14 protein-coding genes are annotated in these 15,441 nt (G+C 68.6%); 9 read left to right on the top strand and 5 right to left on the bottom strand.

The window, feature by feature from the left end:
- Position 1 precedes the first annotated feature (1 nt).
- From ABFX56_RS11120 to ABFX56_RS11090, 7 genes are all read left to right on the top strand, one after another.
- Complete coding sequence (locus tag ABFX56_RS11120; protein WP_346233392.1) at positions 2-613, top strand: cysteine hydrolase family protein; 612 nt, start codon at positions 2-4, stop codon at positions 611-613.
- On the top strand, positions 606-1,352 hold the full coding sequence (locus tag ABFX56_RS11115; RefSeq protein ID WP_346233391.1) for a GntR family transcriptional regulator: 747 nt from the start codon (positions 606-608) through the stop codon (positions 1,350-1,352). The genes ABFX56_RS11120 and ABFX56_RS11115 overlap by 8 nt, the downstream gene beginning before the upstream one ends.
- Complete coding sequence (locus ABFX56_RS11110; RefSeq protein ID WP_346233390.1) at positions 1,349-2,341, top strand: ADP-ribosylglycohydrolase family protein; 993 nt, start codon at positions 1,349-1,351, stop codon at positions 2,339-2,341. Before ABFX56_RS11115 ends, ABFX56_RS11110 begins: the two co-directional genes overlap by 4 nt.
- Position 2,342: 1 nt before the next feature.
- Positions 2,343-3,395 (top strand): PfkB family carbohydrate kinase, encoded by a 1,053-nt coding sequence (locus ABFX56_RS11105; protein WP_346233389.1) that lies wholly within the window; start codon positions 2,343-2,345, stop codon positions 3,393-3,395.
- Positions 3,396-3,649: 254 nt separating this feature from the next.
- Positions 3,650-4,867: a formaldehyde dehydrogenase, glutathione-independent gene (gene fdhA, locus ABFX56_RS11100; RefSeq protein ID WP_346233388.1), complete on the top strand. Its 1,218-nt coding sequence runs from the start codon at positions 3,650-3,652 to the stop codon at positions 4,865-4,867.
- 194 nt (positions 4,868-5,061) lie between these two features.
- On the top strand, positions 5,062-6,663 hold the full coding sequence (locus ABFX56_RS11095) for an acyl-CoA carboxylase subunit beta (RefSeq protein ID WP_428834435.1): 1,602 nt from the start codon (positions 5,062-5,064) through the stop codon (positions 6,661-6,663).
- Positions 6,660-6,935: an acyl-CoA carboxylase subunit epsilon gene (locus tag ABFX56_RS11090; protein WP_346233387.1), complete on the top strand. Its 276-nt coding sequence runs from the start codon at positions 6,660-6,662 to the stop codon at positions 6,933-6,935. Before ABFX56_RS11095 ends, ABFX56_RS11090 begins: the two co-directional genes overlap by 4 nt.
- A gap of 557 nt (positions 6,936-7,492) precedes the next feature.
- Here ABFX56_RS11090 and ABFX56_RS11085 read toward each other — a convergent pair.
- The 4 genes from ABFX56_RS11085 to ABFX56_RS11070 form a co-directional block, all read right to left on the bottom strand.
- Entirely contained in the window at positions 7,493-8,557 is a 1,065-nt protein-coding gene (locus tag ABFX56_RS11085; RefSeq protein ID WP_346233386.1) for a hypothetical protein, read from the bottom strand.
- Positions 8,554-9,792: a sensor histidine kinase gene (locus ABFX56_RS11080; RefSeq protein ID WP_346233385.1), complete on the bottom strand. Its 1,239-nt coding sequence runs from the start codon at positions 9,790-9,792 to the stop codon at positions 8,554-8,556. Before ABFX56_RS11080 ends, ABFX56_RS11085 begins: the two co-directional genes overlap by 4 nt.
- Complete coding sequence (locus ABFX56_RS11075) at positions 9,782-10,435, bottom strand: response regulator transcription factor (RefSeq protein ID WP_346233384.1); 654 nt, start codon at positions 10,433-10,435, stop codon at positions 9,782-9,784. The genes ABFX56_RS11080 and ABFX56_RS11075 overlap by 11 nt, the downstream gene beginning before the upstream one ends.
- Positions 10,436-10,646: 211 nt before the next feature.
- Positions 10,647-11,900 carry a class I SAM-dependent RNA methyltransferase gene (locus ABFX56_RS11070; RefSeq protein WP_346233383.1) on the bottom strand — a complete coding sequence of 418 codons (1,254 nt, stop codon included), beginning with the start codon at positions 11,898-11,900 and terminating at the stop codon, positions 10,647-10,649.
- Positions 11,901-11,920: 20 nt separating this feature from the next.
- Between ABFX56_RS11070 and ABFX56_RS11065 the strand changes: the two genes are divergently transcribed.
- Both ABFX56_RS11065 and ABFX56_RS11060 read left to right on the top strand, forming a co-directional pair.
- Positions 11,921-12,580, top strand: a complete 660-nt coding sequence (locus ABFX56_RS11065) for a Maf family protein (RefSeq protein WP_346233382.1) — start codon at positions 11,921-11,923, stop codon at positions 12,578-12,580.
- A 79-nt stretch (positions 12,581-12,659) separates the two neighbouring features.
- Positions 12,660-14,414, top strand: coding sequence for an acetyl/propionyl/methylcrotonyl-CoA carboxylase subunit alpha (locus tag ABFX56_RS11060; protein ID WP_346233381.1), 1,755 nt, complete (start codon positions 12,660-12,662; stop codon positions 14,412-14,414).
- Between the two features lie 208 nt (positions 14,415-14,622).
- Here the strand turns inward: ABFX56_RS11060 and ABFX56_RS11055 are convergent, their stop codons facing one another.
- A complete protein-coding gene (locus ABFX56_RS11055) occupies positions 14,623-15,417 on the bottom strand; it encodes an endonuclease domain-containing protein (protein ID WP_346233380.1) in 795 nt (264 codons plus the stop codon).
- Positions 15,418-15,441 lie beyond the last annotated feature (24 nt).

The following is a 15,441-nucleotide window of genomic DNA, read 5'->3' as shown; positions in this document are numbered from 1 at the left end:
AATGACCATGGATCCCGTCGAGCACACTGTCGAGACGCGACCCTGGCCGCCGTTCGCGGAGGACCCCTGGCTCGTGGTGATCGACATGCAGGTGATCTTCGGCGACCGGAAAAGCGGCTGGTTCACCCGGGGATTCGACTCGATCGTGCCCGCCGTTCACCGGTTGATCGACGCGTTCGGCGAGCGGGTGGTTTATACGCGCTTCATCGCACCGGCGCATCCGGAAGGCGCCTGGCGCGCCTATTACGAGGAATGGCCCTTCGCGCTGGACGCCAAGGAGCTCAATGAGATGAGCCCGGAATTCCCGACCGACGGCCACACGGTCGTGGACCGGTCGACCTTCGGCAAGTGGGGGCCGGAATTGGAAGCGGCGACGAACGGCAGCCGGGAGTTCGTGCTGGCCGGCGTGTCGACCGACTGCTGCGTGCTCTCGACGGCGCTCGCGGCCGCGGATGCGGGGGTGCACGTGCGCGTCCCCGCCGACGCCACCGCGGGCCTGAGCAACATCGATCACCAGCGGGCTCTGGATGCGATGGCGCTGTACGGGCCGCTGATCAAGATCACCTCGGTCGAAAGGGTCATGTACCTGCTCGAGGCGAATGCGAGTGCCTGAGCGACCCCGTTCGGAACCGGAGCCGCCGACGCTCCTCCCGCCGCTGAAGCACATGCAGATCGCGGATGCGTTGGGCGAGGAGATCCGCACCGGGCGGGTGCGGCACGGGCGGCGGCTGCCGGGCGAGCAGGCGCTGGCGGCACGGTTCTCGGTGAGCCGCAACACGGTACGCGCGGCGCTGCGCGAGTTGAACCGGACCGGGATGATCGCCACCCGGTCGGGCAAGGGTTCCTACGTGACGTTCGACGGCCGGCCGGTGGACGGTCAGCTCGGCTGGGCGCGTGGGTTGCAGGCCCAAGGCATCCAGTCGGAGATCACCGTGCTGCGCATCGAACTGGTCTGCGAGGCGGTGGTGGATGAGTCGGACGACGCCGCCGACCTCATCGCGATCGATCGGGTGCGGCGGATCGTGGACGGACCGGCGGTCTCCTACGAACGCAGCCGGGTGCCCGCCATTCCGGCGCTGGCGGATCTGCCCAGCCGTGGTCTGGTGGACGGCTCGATCACCCAGACCGTGATCGCCGCCGGTCTGCTGGTGCACTCGGCCGAGCAGTGGATGGGCGCGCGCGGGCTTACCGCCCAGGAGGCCGAGGTGCTCGGCCGGGGCGTAGGCGACCTGTTCCTCTACGCGACGCGGGTGACCCGCACCAGACGGGGTGAGCTGGTCGAGAAGGTGGAGGCGGTACTCGATCCCGCGCACTTTGAGCTGCACTTCCGGCTGGATCAGGGCAGAGCGTGACGACCGACGACCGGGTGCTGGCGGCCCTGTACGGGCTGGCGATCGGCGACGCGCTGGGCATGCCGACCCAGATGATGTCGCCGGCCGAAGTGGCGAACCGCTTCGGGACGCTGCGCGGATTCCAGGCCGCCGCTGCGGATCATCCGCTGGCGGCAGGACTGCCCGCCGGCTCGATCACCGACGACACCGAACAGGCCGTGCTGGTCGCCGAAGCGCTGATCGACGGCGGCGGCCACATCGACCCGGTCGAGTTCGCCGGACGGCTGGTGGTCTGGGAACGGCGGATGCGCGAGGCCGGCTCCCTAGACCTGCTCGGCCCGTCCACGAAGGCGGCGGTCGCCGCGATCCTCGCCGGGGTGTCGGCGGCTGAATCGGGCCGCCGCGGCACGACGAACGGCGCGGCGATGCGGGTGACGCCGGTGGGCGTGGTGATGGCCTCCGGCGACCTGCCCGCGCTCGTGGACCGGGTGGTAGAGGCCAGCAGCGTGACCCACAACACCGGCGTGGCGCTGGCTGGAGCGTCGGCGGTGGCGGCGGCCGTCTCGGCCGGACTGGACGGGGCCAGTGTCGCAGAGGCCACCCAGCTGGCGATCGCCGCGGCACGGCTCGGTGCCTCCCGAGGTCACTGGGCGGCCGGCGGCAGCGTGCCGCACCGCATCGAGTGGGCCGTGTCGATCGCCGACCCGACGGATGCTGCCGGCTCGCTCGAACGCATCCAGCACCTGATCGGCACGAGCCTGGCGACGCAGGAGTCGGTGCCGGCCGCGTTCGGCATCCTCGCCGTGTTCGGCGACGACCCGTGGGCGGCGTGCCTGGCCGCGGCGTCCCAGGGCGGGGACAGCGACACCATCGCCGCGATGGTCGGCGCGGTCGCCGGCGCCTGCCACGGGATGAGCGGATTCCCGGCCACCGCCGTAGACACGGTGCGCAAGGTGAACCGCCTGCACCTGTCGCCGCTTGCGGACGGGCTGCTGAGGCTGCGGAGGTGACGTGCTGATCAGCGTCGGCAACGCGGTGGTTGACCTCACCGCGCGGATACCGGCGCTGCCCGAGCGCGGCGGCGACGTGCTGGCCACCTCGAGTGGGCCGAGCGTCGGCGGTGCCGGGTTCAACGTGCTGGTGGCGGCTGCCCGGCAGGGTCTGGCCGGCCGGTACGGCGGCGCGCACGGCACCGGCCCGTTCGGCGAGCTGGTCAGGGCGGCCCTGCAGCGCGAGGGCATCGGCGTGCTGCTGCCGCCGGTGCCGGGCGCGGACACCGGCTTCGACGTGGCGCTGACGGATGCCGGCGGCGAGCGCACCTTCATCACCGCGGTCGGCGCCGAGTCGCAGCTGGGCGCCAGCCGCCTCGCCGCCGTATCGGTGGCGCCCGGCGACCTGGTGCACGTGTCCGGGTACTCCCTCGTGCACGAGGTGAGCCGCGACGCGATCGCCGGATGGCTGCCGGCGCTGCCCGCGGAAACCCTGGTCCTGTTCGACCCCGGGCCACTCGGGCGGGACATCCCGGCCGGCATCTACTCCGCCGTGCTGCGGCGGGCGACCTGGTTCAGCGGCACCCTGGCCGAGGCGGTCACGGCCATCCGGGCCGCCACCGGCGAGGGCCAGGCCACCGAGATCGCCGCCGGAACCGCAGGCACGGCGACCGGGGCCGGTGTCGGCACCGCCGACACGGTGCAGGCCGCGATGGCGGCGGCACGGCAGCTGGCGGACCGACCGGCCCCCGCCCCGAGCCGGGACGTCAGCGCCGGCCGCGGTGTCATGGCCCGCCGCGGTGTCATTGTTCGCCTGGGCGCCGACGGCTGCGTACTCGCGGTGTCCGGCGCCGAGCCGGTGCACGTGCCCGGATTCCCGGTCGAGGTGCGGGACAGCAACGGTGCCGGCGACGCCCACGTCGGGGCGTTCCTGGCGGCGCTGGCGGCCGGGCAGCATCCGCTCGAGGCCGCCCGCCGCGCCAACGCGTGCGCGGCGCTGGCCGTGACCCGGTGGGGACCGGCCACCTCCCCGACCGGCGCCGAGGTCAACGCGCTGCTCGCATCCGGAGCCTGATCCCCCGCCCCATTCACGACCTTCGCAGGATTGGGCCATTGTCCTGCACGGATGCCGGTGCTAGCGTCGGCCGAAAGGTCGTCCCGTGCCGGGAATGCACGTCATTCACCGACGGAGTCACGATCGCGCCCCATTCCTCGCACGGTCACGTGAACTCCACGCCCAGTGAGTTCCCCAAACGGGAGCCCACACCAACGGAAATCCACGCCAACGGGCCACAACTGCGGCCCCGGCCAATAGAAAGAGGATGTGTCATGCCAGAAAACAAGGCTGTCGCCTACAAGGGTCCGGGCAAGGTCGAACTGATCGACATCGATTACCCCACCTTCGAATTGAAGGACGGGCCAGGCGTGAACCCGGCCAACGTCGGCAGGAAGGTGCCCCACGGTGCCATCCTCAAGACGGTCGCCACGAATATCTGCGGATCGGACCAGCACATGGTCCGCGGCCGCACCACCGCGCCGGTCGATCTGGTGCTCGGCCACGAGATCACCGGCGAAGTGGTCGAGGTCGGTCCGGATGTCGAGTTCATCAAGGTGGGCGACCTCGTGTCGGTGCCGTTCAACATCTCGTGCGGCCGCTGCCGCAACTGCAAGGAACGCAAGACCGGCGTCTGCCTCAACGTGAACCCGGACGGCTACGGCAGTGCCTACGGCTACGTCGACATGGGCGGCTGGGTGGGAGGGCAGGCCAACTACGTGCTGGTGCCCTACGCGGACTGGAACCTGCTGAAGTTCCCGGACAAGGACCAGGCCCTGGAGAAGATCATGGACCTGACCATGCTCTCCGACATCTTCCCGACGGGGTTCCACGGCTGCGTGTCGGCCGGGGTCGGCGTTGGCTCCACCGTCTACATCGCCGGGGCCGGCCCGGTCGGGCTGGCCGCGGCGACCAGCGCGCAGTTGCTCGGCGCATCCGTGGTCATCGTCGGCGACATGAACACCCAGCGGCTGACACAGGCGGCCAGCTTCGGATGCGAGACCATCGACCTGACCAAGGGCACACCGCAGGAGCAGATCGAGCAGATCCTCGGCGTCCCCGAGGTCGAGTGCGCGGTGGATGCGGTCGGATTCGAGGCCAAGGGGCACGGGGCCGAGTCCAATCGTGAGGCGCCGGCCACGGTGCTCAACTCGCTGATGGAGGTCACCAACTCCGGCGGCGCCCTGGGCATCATCGGACTCTACGTCACCGGCGACCCCGGGGCATCCGACGAGGCCGCGAAGAAGGGCTCGCTGTCACTGAGCCTGGGCACCGGCTGGGCGAAGTCGCTGGCGTTCACCACAGGACAGTGCCCGGTGATGAAGTACCACCGCGGGCTGATGAACGCGATCCTGCACGACAAGGTCACCATCGCGAAGAACGTCAACGGCACCGCCATCCCCCTGGAGGATGCGCCACGCGGGTACGCGGACTTCGATTCGGGCACCTCGGTCAAGTACGTGCTGAACCCGAACGGATACATCGCCGCGTAGGCACTGCAGCACTCGCGCCCCACTTTCGTTATTCAGGAGGTCATGTGGCTGGTGTGGCGGATGCGGCGGATGGCGTGCTCAACAGCATCGTCCGCATCATCCGTCACACACCCTCCTGAATAATGAAAGGCTCGCCAACCGAGCAAGCACACGGCGGCGGGCGGCGAGAATGGCCCAAACGGTAAAGTGAGGGCGTGATTGCAGACGAGAACGCCGGGCCGGACCTCTCCACCACCGCGGGCAAGCTCGCCGATTTGAAGACGCGCTACCACGAAGCGGTCACCGCCAGCGGCGAGAGTGCCATCCAGAAGCAGCACGCCCGCGGCAAGAAGACCGCCAGGGAGCGGATCGAACTGCTGCTGGATCATGGCTCGTTCGTCGAGGTGGACGAGTTCGTCCGGCACCGCACCCACGCGTTCGGCATGGAGAAGAAACGCCCGTACGGGGACGCCGTCGTCACCGGGATGGGCACCATCCTCGGTCGGCAGGTGTGCGTCTACGCGCAGGACTTCACGATCTTCGGCGGGTCGCTCGGCGAGGTCGCCGGCGAGAAGATCATCAAGGTCATGGATCTCGCCCTGAAAACCGGCGTGCCGATCATCGGGATGCTCGACTCCGGTGGGGCGCGCATCCAGGAGGGCGTCGTCGCGCTCGGCAAGTACGGCGAGATCTTCCGCCGCAACACGATGGCATCCGGTGTCATCCCGCAGATCTCGATCATCATGGGCCCGGCGGCCGGCGGCGCGGTGTACTCCCCCGCCTTGACCGACTTCGTGATCATGGTCGACAAGACCAGCCAGATGTTCGTCACCGGCCCGGATGTGATCAAGACCGTCACCGGGGAAGACGTCGGCATGGAGGAGCTCGGCGGGGCACTCACCCACAACAAGATCTCCGGCGTCGCCCACTGGCTCGCGGTGGATGAAGAGGATGCGCTGGACTACGCCCGGTCGCTGATCAGCTTCCTGCCGGACAACAACCTCGCAGAACTGCCCATCTACGAGAGCGACGTCGAACTCGAAATCACCGACGAGGACCGCAAGCTCAACACGCTGATCCCGGACAGCCCGAACCAGCCGTACGACGTCAAGATCCTGATCGAGCACATTGTGGACGATGGGGACTTCCTGGAGACGCAGCCGCTGTTCGCCCCGAATATCGTCGTCGGTTTCGGCCGGGTCGAGGGGCGCACCGTCGGCATTGTGGCGAACCAGCCGAACGCGATGGCCGGCACCCTCAACATCGAGGCCGGTGAGAAATCGGCACGCTTTGTGAGGTTCTGCGACGCATTCTCGATCCCGATTGTCACCCTGGTGGATGTTCCCGGTTATCTGCCGGGCACCGACCAGGAGTGGACCGGCGTCATCCGCCGCGGCGCGAAGCTGCTGTTCGCGTACTCCGAGGCCACCGTGCCGCTCGTGACCGTGATCACCCGCAAGGCCTACGGCGGGGCGTACATCGTGATGGGCTCCAAGCAGCTCGGCGCGGACCTCAACTACGCCTGGCCGACCGCCGAAATCGCGGTGATGGGCGGCCAGGGCGCCGTCAACATCCTGTACCGCGGCGAAATCAAGACCGCAGAGGCCAATGGTGAGGATGTGGCGGCGGTTCGCACCAAGCTGGCCAATGAGTACACCTACAACGTGGCCAGCCCGTTCCTGGCCGCCGAGCGCGGGGAGCTCGACGGCGTGATCGAGCCCGCCGCCACCCGGGTCGCCATCGTCAAGGCGCTGCGCGCGCTGAGGACCAAGCGCGAAAGCCTGCCGCCCAAGAAGCACGGGAACATTCCCCTTTGACCGACGACACAGCGACCGACACGACCGGCGGCCCCACGACCGGCGCCGCGACGACACCGGAACCGGAGCCGCTGCTGCACGTGGTCTCCGGCACGCCAACGCCGGACGAGCTGGCCGCCGTCGCGGCCGTGATCGAAGGCCTGGTGCGGGAGTCGGCCGCCCGGCGCCGCGAAGCGAAGGATGCCGGACCATCCGCCTGGGAGCGCAGTCAACGCCCGATCGCCGTGCCGATCGTGCCCTCGCGCGGCGGGTGGAACCGCGCCCAGCGCTGAACCTTTCTCCGTTGCCCCAAAACTGGGGGCAGATCAATTTTTAAGTGCATTGTGGCACTTCCACAGTGTTTTGACCTAAATAGCGGTTAATGTCGTGGGAACCCCTGTAGGTAGCGTTTTCCTCACAAAAGTGGGCGTTTGGCTCAGGGAAACTGCAAATGTACCCCGGAAAGAACCTCACTAATCAGGGAAAAGTCCGGAATTCCGCGCCCCATTTGGGGGGCAAATAAGGGGTTTGTCCCCCAGTTGTCCCCCGAAGTGTCGACTTTGCAGTACTCGACCGGCGCGGCAGTATTGACTCTGCTAGGTGTTGCTCATTGAGCCACATCGCCAGCCATTAGCCGACTAGGGTAAGCGGGCTAATGAGTTGGGGGCGAGTCAGGGCGACATTCGGGTTGTCGCCCTGACTCGGAGCATTTAGGCAGGGCCGAAGATCGGGTCTTCGGCCCTTCTGCCGTTAACGGGCGGATTGTGCGCGCGGGACCGATGCCTGGCGCACGACTACCGGCCGGTCCACGATTACTGCCCGGCCCACGATTACTGCACCGTGCGCGCGGCTACTGGGCCGTGCGCGGGATTTCCAGCCACAGGTCAAGACGTTCTTCGTCGTCGTCATCATCATCGTCATCCGGGCCAGCGTCGGCCACCGCCGGTCCGCCCCGGTGCGCCACCGGCGCGGTCTGGCTCAGTCCCACCACCGTGACGGCAGTGTCGGACCCGTCCGGTACCGTGCGCGCTATGAGCTTTTCAGTTTCGGTGTCGCGGATCACGAACGCGAGACGGTCGAGGATCCGCTCGAGGTCGGCGTCCGGTAGCTCGTCGATGCCGCCCTCGTCGAGCAGAATGACGGTGGTGCCGCGTCGACGCGCGGCCATCACCTGCCGGCGCACGTTGTCGTTGAGCAGCTTGCGGCCGCGGATCTCGTCCCGGATGGCGCCCTCCAGGTGCACGCATTCCCGACGTTGGTCCTCGGTGAGGTCTCCCCCGCTGGAGACGATCTGCCGCAGCATCGGCAGGGCCATCCGGCTGGTCTGACGCAGCCGGAACTGCCGCTCGAACAGGTGCGCCTCCTGAGCCGCCTGCCAGGCCGCCGCCTCCCGCTCCGCCAACGCGAACTGGCGGGCGTGTCGGGTGGTGTTCGCCAGCGAGCGGGAGATCGCGTGCGAGATACCGACCCAGACGACGCTGCCGAACAGGCCGAGTGCGATGATGGCCCCGGGACCAGCCCAGGCGATGGACTGCACGACGAGCACGCCGATGCCGATCCAGGCGTAGGTGTGCCGGCGCCGGGTGGAGGTGATCACCATCAGCGTGCCGATCGCCGCGACGTACCAGGTGGCCGAGTTCTCGTCGATCGGCTTGGTCGGGTCGAGCTGGCTGGTCACCAGCAGCGGCAGTGCAATGCAGACGGCAACGTTGAAGGTGGCCATCCAACTGGGCATCTGCAGGTGCGCGGTGGGCCACAGACTCACCGCTGTGGCGACGGCATACAGCACCATGGCGGCAACGAACGGCCCCGGATGCCTGGGCACGTCGATGGCAGCGACCGCGAGCACGAGATGGTACGCCGAGAAGGTGGCGGCCAGGGCGACGATGAGATATCGCGGGACGGAGATGTTCATGCGCTCACCGCATCCGTCGCCGGCCAGAGGATCGTGATGATCGTTCCCGCCCCGGGGCTCGAGTCGATGCGCACTGAGCCGCCGGCGTTGGTGACGCGCTCCAGGATGGATACCCTGAGTCCGAGTCGACCCACCTGCACGTCGTCCGGGTCGAATCCGACGCCGGTGTCACCGACCTGCACCTCGAGGCCGCCGGTGCCGGTGCCGCTCACGCTCAACCAACGCTCGATGGAGGGAGCAGACCCGGCGTGCTGGAGACTGTTCACCATGGCCTGCACCGAGGCGGAATAGACCGCGTCCGCCGCCTGCACCGGGATACCGCCCTCCGCCACCGGCTGGGAGTGCAACGCGAACGGTGCCGACAGGGTGGCCGTCGCACCGATGATGCGGGTGGCGACCTGGCTCAGCGCCACGCTGGCCGCGTCGTCGGGGGCGACCGCGGCGGCGTCTTTGAGGTGGCCGATCGCCTGCTCCGCCATCCGCCCGGCCAGCGCCTTGGAGTCGGCGTCGTAGGCGCTCGCGGCCGACAACAGGGTCGTCAGCACACTGTCGTGCACGATTGAGTCGACCTGCACCCGTTCGACCTCGGTGGCGTGCTGGCGCACGGCGTGCGAGTACCGGGCAAGGGCGGTGGTCTGCGCGGCGTCGAGGGAGGCTGCGGCCGAGCGCAGCAACGTCATCAGGATGAGCACGGCGCCGCCGAGGATGATGGCGTACACGGCGTCCAGCAGCGCCGATTGCCACTGAGCCCCACCACCGGACGGCGTCACCCGGATGAGTGCGTAGGCGAGCGGTGCAACGATGAGGTAAAGGGTGGCCATCCACGTGGACAAGGCGACGGCGGCAGCGGCGGTGGCCAGTGTGCACAAGTACCACAACCATGGCCGCCCGGCCGACGTGGCCGCGACATCCAACACACCCCACGGCCAGGTGACCATCGCGATGAGGTAGACCACCGCGATGTAGATGTTCACGGCACGGACGAAACGCTGCACCACGGAGGCGACGACGGCCAGTAGCAGCCCGCCGAAGAGGGCGACCACGAAGCCGAACAGCCAGCTTTCGCTCAGCTGGCTGGCCTGTCCGAACACGGCAGGAACGGTTTGAGCGCCGAAGATCAGTCCGAAGATGGCGACCGAGCGCGAGATGACGATATCGATCTGGGACCGGCTGGCCGGCTTGTGCGACTGCGCTGGGTGCGTGGCCGGGTGCAGAGCCGCCGGGCTAGTGGCCATCTCCGCCATCCGGGTCCAGCCCCGGCAGAATGCCATCTTCGACCGCGCGCCTGAGCAGGTCCACCTTGGTGGGAGCGGGCCTGCCGACCTCCACATACTTGACCCGGATGCGGTCGAGGTACTCGCGGGCGGTGGAATAGCCGATGCCCAGCTGCTCAGCGGCGCGCTTGAGCGGCAGGCCGGAGGCGTACAGGTGCAGGATTTCTCGTTCCCGACGGCCGAGTTGCACCTTGGCGAAGTCGCTGTCGGCGTCGATGGCGCTGGCCCACTCGAGGTTGTTGAGCACTTCACCACGGGCGACCACGGCGACGGCGGCGATGACGGATTCGGTGGCGGAGGATTTCGGAATGACCCCGGCGGCACCGGCGGCGAGTGCTTCGCGCACGAACGCGACCCGGTCGGCGATGCTGTGCACCAGCACCGCGCATCCGGCCGCCTGCACGCGCTTGACGTTCTCGGTGACCGTCGAGCCATCGCCGAGCGACAGGTCGAGCACCACCACGTCGCATTCCCGGCCGTTCAAGGCGGTGACGAACTCGTCGACGGATGCCGCAGCCAGCACGAAGTCGTAGCCCGCGTCGATGCAGGCGGTCTTCAACCCCAACCGCACGGACTCGTGATCGTCGACCACAGCAACCCGCACACCCGTTACCTTCTGAGGCGCCCCGAAGCGTTCAATTGTGGTCTGCACTATGGTCGGTCCCGTCTTTATCCGGCCGCCGAGACAGCGCGGCCGCACCACCATGGTAACGGCCGAGCCGCCGCAAGCGCGCGATTGCCGACCTCAATTGTGTCCATTCCGGCTAACTGTGCCCGGCGCAACGGGAACAGCCAGCCGCAACGGGAACTCTCGCTCAGGCACGCACCAGGGTGGCGACGGCCTCCAGGTGGTGGGTGTGCGGGAACAGGTCGAACGCGCGCAGCGCGGTGAGCTCGTAGCCGTGACCGCGCAGCAGGCCCAGATCGCGGGCCAACGCGACCGGATCGCAGGCCACGTACACCAGCTGGGTCGGTGCCAGCGCGGCCAGCTCGGCCACCACGGCCTTGCCGGCCCCGGAGCGCGGCGGATCCAGCAGCACCGTGGCGGCGTGCAGTGCCGCCCTCTGCGCGCTGCCGGCCGACCCGCTCAGCGCGCGCAGGTAGCGGTCCACCCGGTCGGCCACGGCCCGGGCCGACCACTGCGCCAGGTTGTGGGCCGCGTGAGCGCTAGCGCCCCGGTCGCTTTCCACGGTGGTGAGCCGCACCGCGCCGCCAGCTCGGTCGGCCATCGCGGCGGCGAGCAGGCCGACACCGCCGTAGAGGTCGAGGTTCTCGGCGGCCGGGTCGAATCGGGCCGGGTCGATCGCCTCCTGCACGGCGGCGGTGAGCGTCGCGGCGGCATCCCGGTGCACCTGCCAGAAGCCGCGCGCGTCGAGCCGGAAGCTGCGCTCCCCCACCTTCTCGGTGATCACGGTACGACGGGCGCGCTGACCGGTGTTGACGAGCACCTGCGGGTCGCCGGTGGACGGGTCCAGCAGGTCGACGAACTGGGCACCGGGGAAGCGTTCGGTGAGGGGGGAGACCCGTGCGATGCCGGCGCTGGCCAGCGGCAGGTCGGTGACCGGGATGACCCGATGCGAGCGGGCGGCATATGGGCCGACGGTGCCGTCTTCGGCCACGTGGAGTCGCACCCGGGTGCGCCATCCGGTGCCGTCATCGTCCGGTGCTGCAGTGCCGCCGGCCGGATGCGCGGGTTCGACGACCGCATCCGTGGCCACGCCGGCCATCCGCGACAGTGCCTCGGCGAGCACCTGGCGCTTGAGCTCGCGCTGGTGGCTCAGCTCGATGTGGCCGAATTCGGCGCCGCCGGCCCGGTCGTCCGGGGTTCGCTCCAGGGCGGCCGCCGACCACACGTGCGGGCGGCGGTGCGGGGAGGCGGTGAGCACGGCGACGGTGTCGGCGCGCCAGAACGAGTCCTTGGCGTCGTCGGTGATCACGGCGCGCACGGTTTCTCCGGGGATCGCATCGGCGACGAAGACGACCCGGCCGTCGTGGCGGCCGACCGCGACCCCGCCGTGCGCGATCTTGGTAACCTCGATCTCGATGTGCTTGCCCAGCCATTCACCCATCCCACGAGCATAGGAGTCCGGTGCGGCTGTATCTTGCGTCCACCTCGCCGGCCCGGCTGGCCACGCTGCGGGCGGCGGGCGTCGAACCGGTCGTGCTGCCGTCCGGTGTGGACGAGCCGGCGGTGGTCGCCGCGTTGGAGGCTCAGCGCGGACCGTTGGACGAGGCCGCGATGGTGAGTGCCCTGGCCGAGGCGAAGGCACGAGCGGTCGTCGGAACCCAGGTGGAGGGCGCGCCGATCGACGGCTTCATCTTCGGCGGCGACTCCGCGTTCGAGTTCGACGGTCACATCCACGGCAAACCGCACACCGCCGAGGTCGCCCGCGCACGCTGGCGCGATCAACGCGGTGGCGAAGGAGTGCTCTGGTCGGGGCACTGCCTGATCGACCACCGCGGCGGGCATCCGCAGGGCGTCTCGGTCGGCGTCGACAGCGCGCGCGTGCGTTTCGAGGCGGACATCAGCGACGCGGAGATCGACGCCTACATCTCCACGGGCGAACCGCTGAGCGTGGCCGGAGCGTTTACCATCGACGCGCGCGGGGCGGCCTTCGTGTCGTGGATGGCCGGGGCACCGAGCGCGGTGATCGGCCTGTCAATTCCGATGCTGCGCCGGATGCTGCTGCGCGACTTCGAAGTGAGTTGGACAAGCCTGTGGAACGGCGCCGAAAACCCGCCTTTGTAGAAACGCGCAGCAAACCCGGCACCCTTTTTGTGCACTGGATCCAAAGAACGGTGCCTGGGGGGCAATAGGCTAAGTGACTATGCCCCGGATTTCAAAGGTTCTCATCGCCAACCGAGGTGAAATAGCAGTTCGGGTGATCCGCGCGGCCCGAGATGCTGGCCTCGCGTCTGTCGCTATCTACGCCGATCAAGACCGCGATGCGCGGCACACGAAACTGGCCGACGAGGCGTACGCCCTGGACGGCACGACCAGCGCCGACACCTACCTGGTGGTGGCCAAGATCCTCTCGATCGCGCGGCGCTCCGGGGCCGATGCGGTGCACCCGGGGTACGGATTCCTCGCCGAGAACGCGTCCTTCGCCCGCGCTGTGATCGACGCCGGGCTAATCTGGATCGGCCCGTCCCCTGAGGCGATCGACAAGCTCGGCGACAAGGTGTCGGCCAGGCACATCGCCGAAAAGGTGGGTGCGCCGCTGGCGCCCGGCACGCTGAACCCGGTCGCCGACGCATCCGAGATCCTGGAATTCGTCGACAGTTACGGCCTGCCGGTGGCGATCAAAGCGGCGTTCGGGGGCGGCGGACGCGGGCTCAAGGTGGCCCGCACCCGCGAGGAGGTCGCCGAGAAGTTCGAGTCGGCCACCCGCGAGGCGGTGGCGGCGTTCGGTCGCGGCGAGTGCTTCGTGGAGAAGTACCTGGACCGGCCGCGGCATGTGGAGACCCAGTGCCTCGCGGATGCGTTCGGCAAGGTCGTGGTGATCTCCACCCGGGACTGCTCGCTGCAACGCCGGCACCAGAAGCTGGTTGAGGAGGCACCCGCGCCGTTCCTCACGCAGGAGCAGACCGCGCTGCTGTACTCGGCGTCGAAGGCGATACTGCACGAGGTCGGCTATGTCGGTGCCGGCACCTGCGAGTTCCTGCTCGGCAGCGACGGCACGGTCTCGTTCCTGGAGGTCAACACCCGGCTGCAGGTGGAACACACCGTGTCCGAGGAGGTCACCGGTATCGACCTGGTGCGGGAGCAGTTCCGGCTGGCCGAGGGCGGCCGGCTGGACTACGACGATCCGGCCCCGCGCGGACACTCGTTCGAGTTCCGCATCAACGGGGAAGACCCGGGCCGCGGCTTCCTGCCCTCCCCGGGGCCGGTGAACGTGCTGCGGATGCCGGGCGGCCCCGGTGTGCGCGTGGACAGCGGCGTGACCACCGGCGACGTGATCACCGGCGCATTCGACTCGCTGCTGGCCAAGCTCGTCATCACCGGATCCAGTCGCCAGGATGCGTTGGAGCGCGCCCGCCGCGCCCTGGACGAATTCGAGGTGGCCGGGCTGCCCACCGTGCTGCCGTTCCATCGCGCCGTGGTGCGCGATCCGGCGTTCACCAGCGAGCCGTTCTCGATCTTCACTCGGTGGATCGAGACCGAGTTCGCCGGCGGCATCGAGCCATGGAGCGGATCGCTCACGGATGCTCCGGCGTCGAAGCCGCGGCACAGCGTGGTCGTCGAGGTGGACGGCAAACGCATCGAGGTCACCCTGCCCGCGAAACTGCTCGGCGGGTCCGGCGCATCCGGCGCATCCGTGGCCCCGCCGCGCCGTCGCACCAGCGGCCTGGCGGCGAGTACCTCCACGGGAGACTCGGTGAAGGCGCCGATGCAGGCCACGGTGGTCAAGCTCGCGGTAGCGGACGGTGACTCGGTGGTCAAGGGCGACCTGATCCTGGTGCTGGAGGCGATGAAGATGGAGCAGCCGCTGACCGCGCACAAGGACGGCACCATCGCGAACCTGAACGCGCACGTGGGCGCCACCGTGTCATCCGGGCACCTGCTGCTCAACATCGTCTAGGCACCTAGACACCCGCCCGCGCCGGGCTCCCTCCCTCCGGTGTGCTTTCATCATTCAGGACGTTGTGTGGCCCCTGTGACAGGTGTGGCCGATGAGGTTGAAAGCCGCCTCAGAACCCCCAGCAGTCCCACGTCCTCCTGATTAGTGAAAGCAAGCGGGGGACCGGATGCAGATGGGCCAGGGTCTGTGGACCGTCGCAGGTGCCGGGTCAGGCTGCGGCCATCGCGCCGAGGATCACCCGGAGGCACCAGTTCCAGTCGGCCGTCACGCGCCGGTAGCTGAGTCGGATCACGACGTAACCGCGCGCCACGAGTTCCGCGGTGCGCCATCGGTCCCTCTCGAAAGCCTCATCGTTGTCGTGATACTTCTCGCTGTCGATTTCAAGAATGATGCGGGTGCCCGAAATCCCCATATCGACACGACCGACGCCACTGATTTCGATCTGCTGCCGCACGTGAATGCCCACAGCGGCCAGCCGTTGCCGCACGAGCGATTCGGTGCCGGAGTCGCTGCCGAGACAACATTCACCGGCGAGTAGGCGATCTGATGCCGGAGCATCCGAGAAGATTCCCAACAACTCCGTTCGCGACAGCTTGTATTCGGTGAGCGCTGTATCGAGGCAGGCGATCGCCGTTTCGCGATCGCACCATGCCACCATCTGCCGTAAGCAGACCGGTAATGTAACTCGCCAGCATTCGGGGCCAAGTTCCGGGACGGCACCATCGACCAGCCAGTGAAGGACGGCCGACCTTGGCGAGAGATCGGGAGTCAGCCTTTGTCCCAACCTCCGGAAGCTCGGCGCGACGTTCGTCCTGAGCCTGGACGAGTTCTCCCCGACCGAGACGTGCAATCGGGTGTCGAACCCGTGCCATAGACCGTAACTGCTCGCTGCACTGGGTCCGGCGAGCATGCCGCCTATCCGCGTTGCTGCGACCGCATCGGACGGCGCATCAGGCGTGGCATACCGGGCCTGACGGACACGGGAAATGAGGCCGAGCCTCACCGCACAGGTCAGGTCGTATCCACT

The organism is Parafrigoribacterium mesophilum, assembly GCF_039652555.1.
Taxonomy (GTDB): domain Bacteria; phylum Actinomycetota; class Actinomycetes; order Actinomycetales; family Microbacteriaceae; genus Parafrigoribacterium; species Parafrigoribacterium mesophilum.
This window is presented reverse-complemented; position numbering and strand designations above follow the sequence as displayed.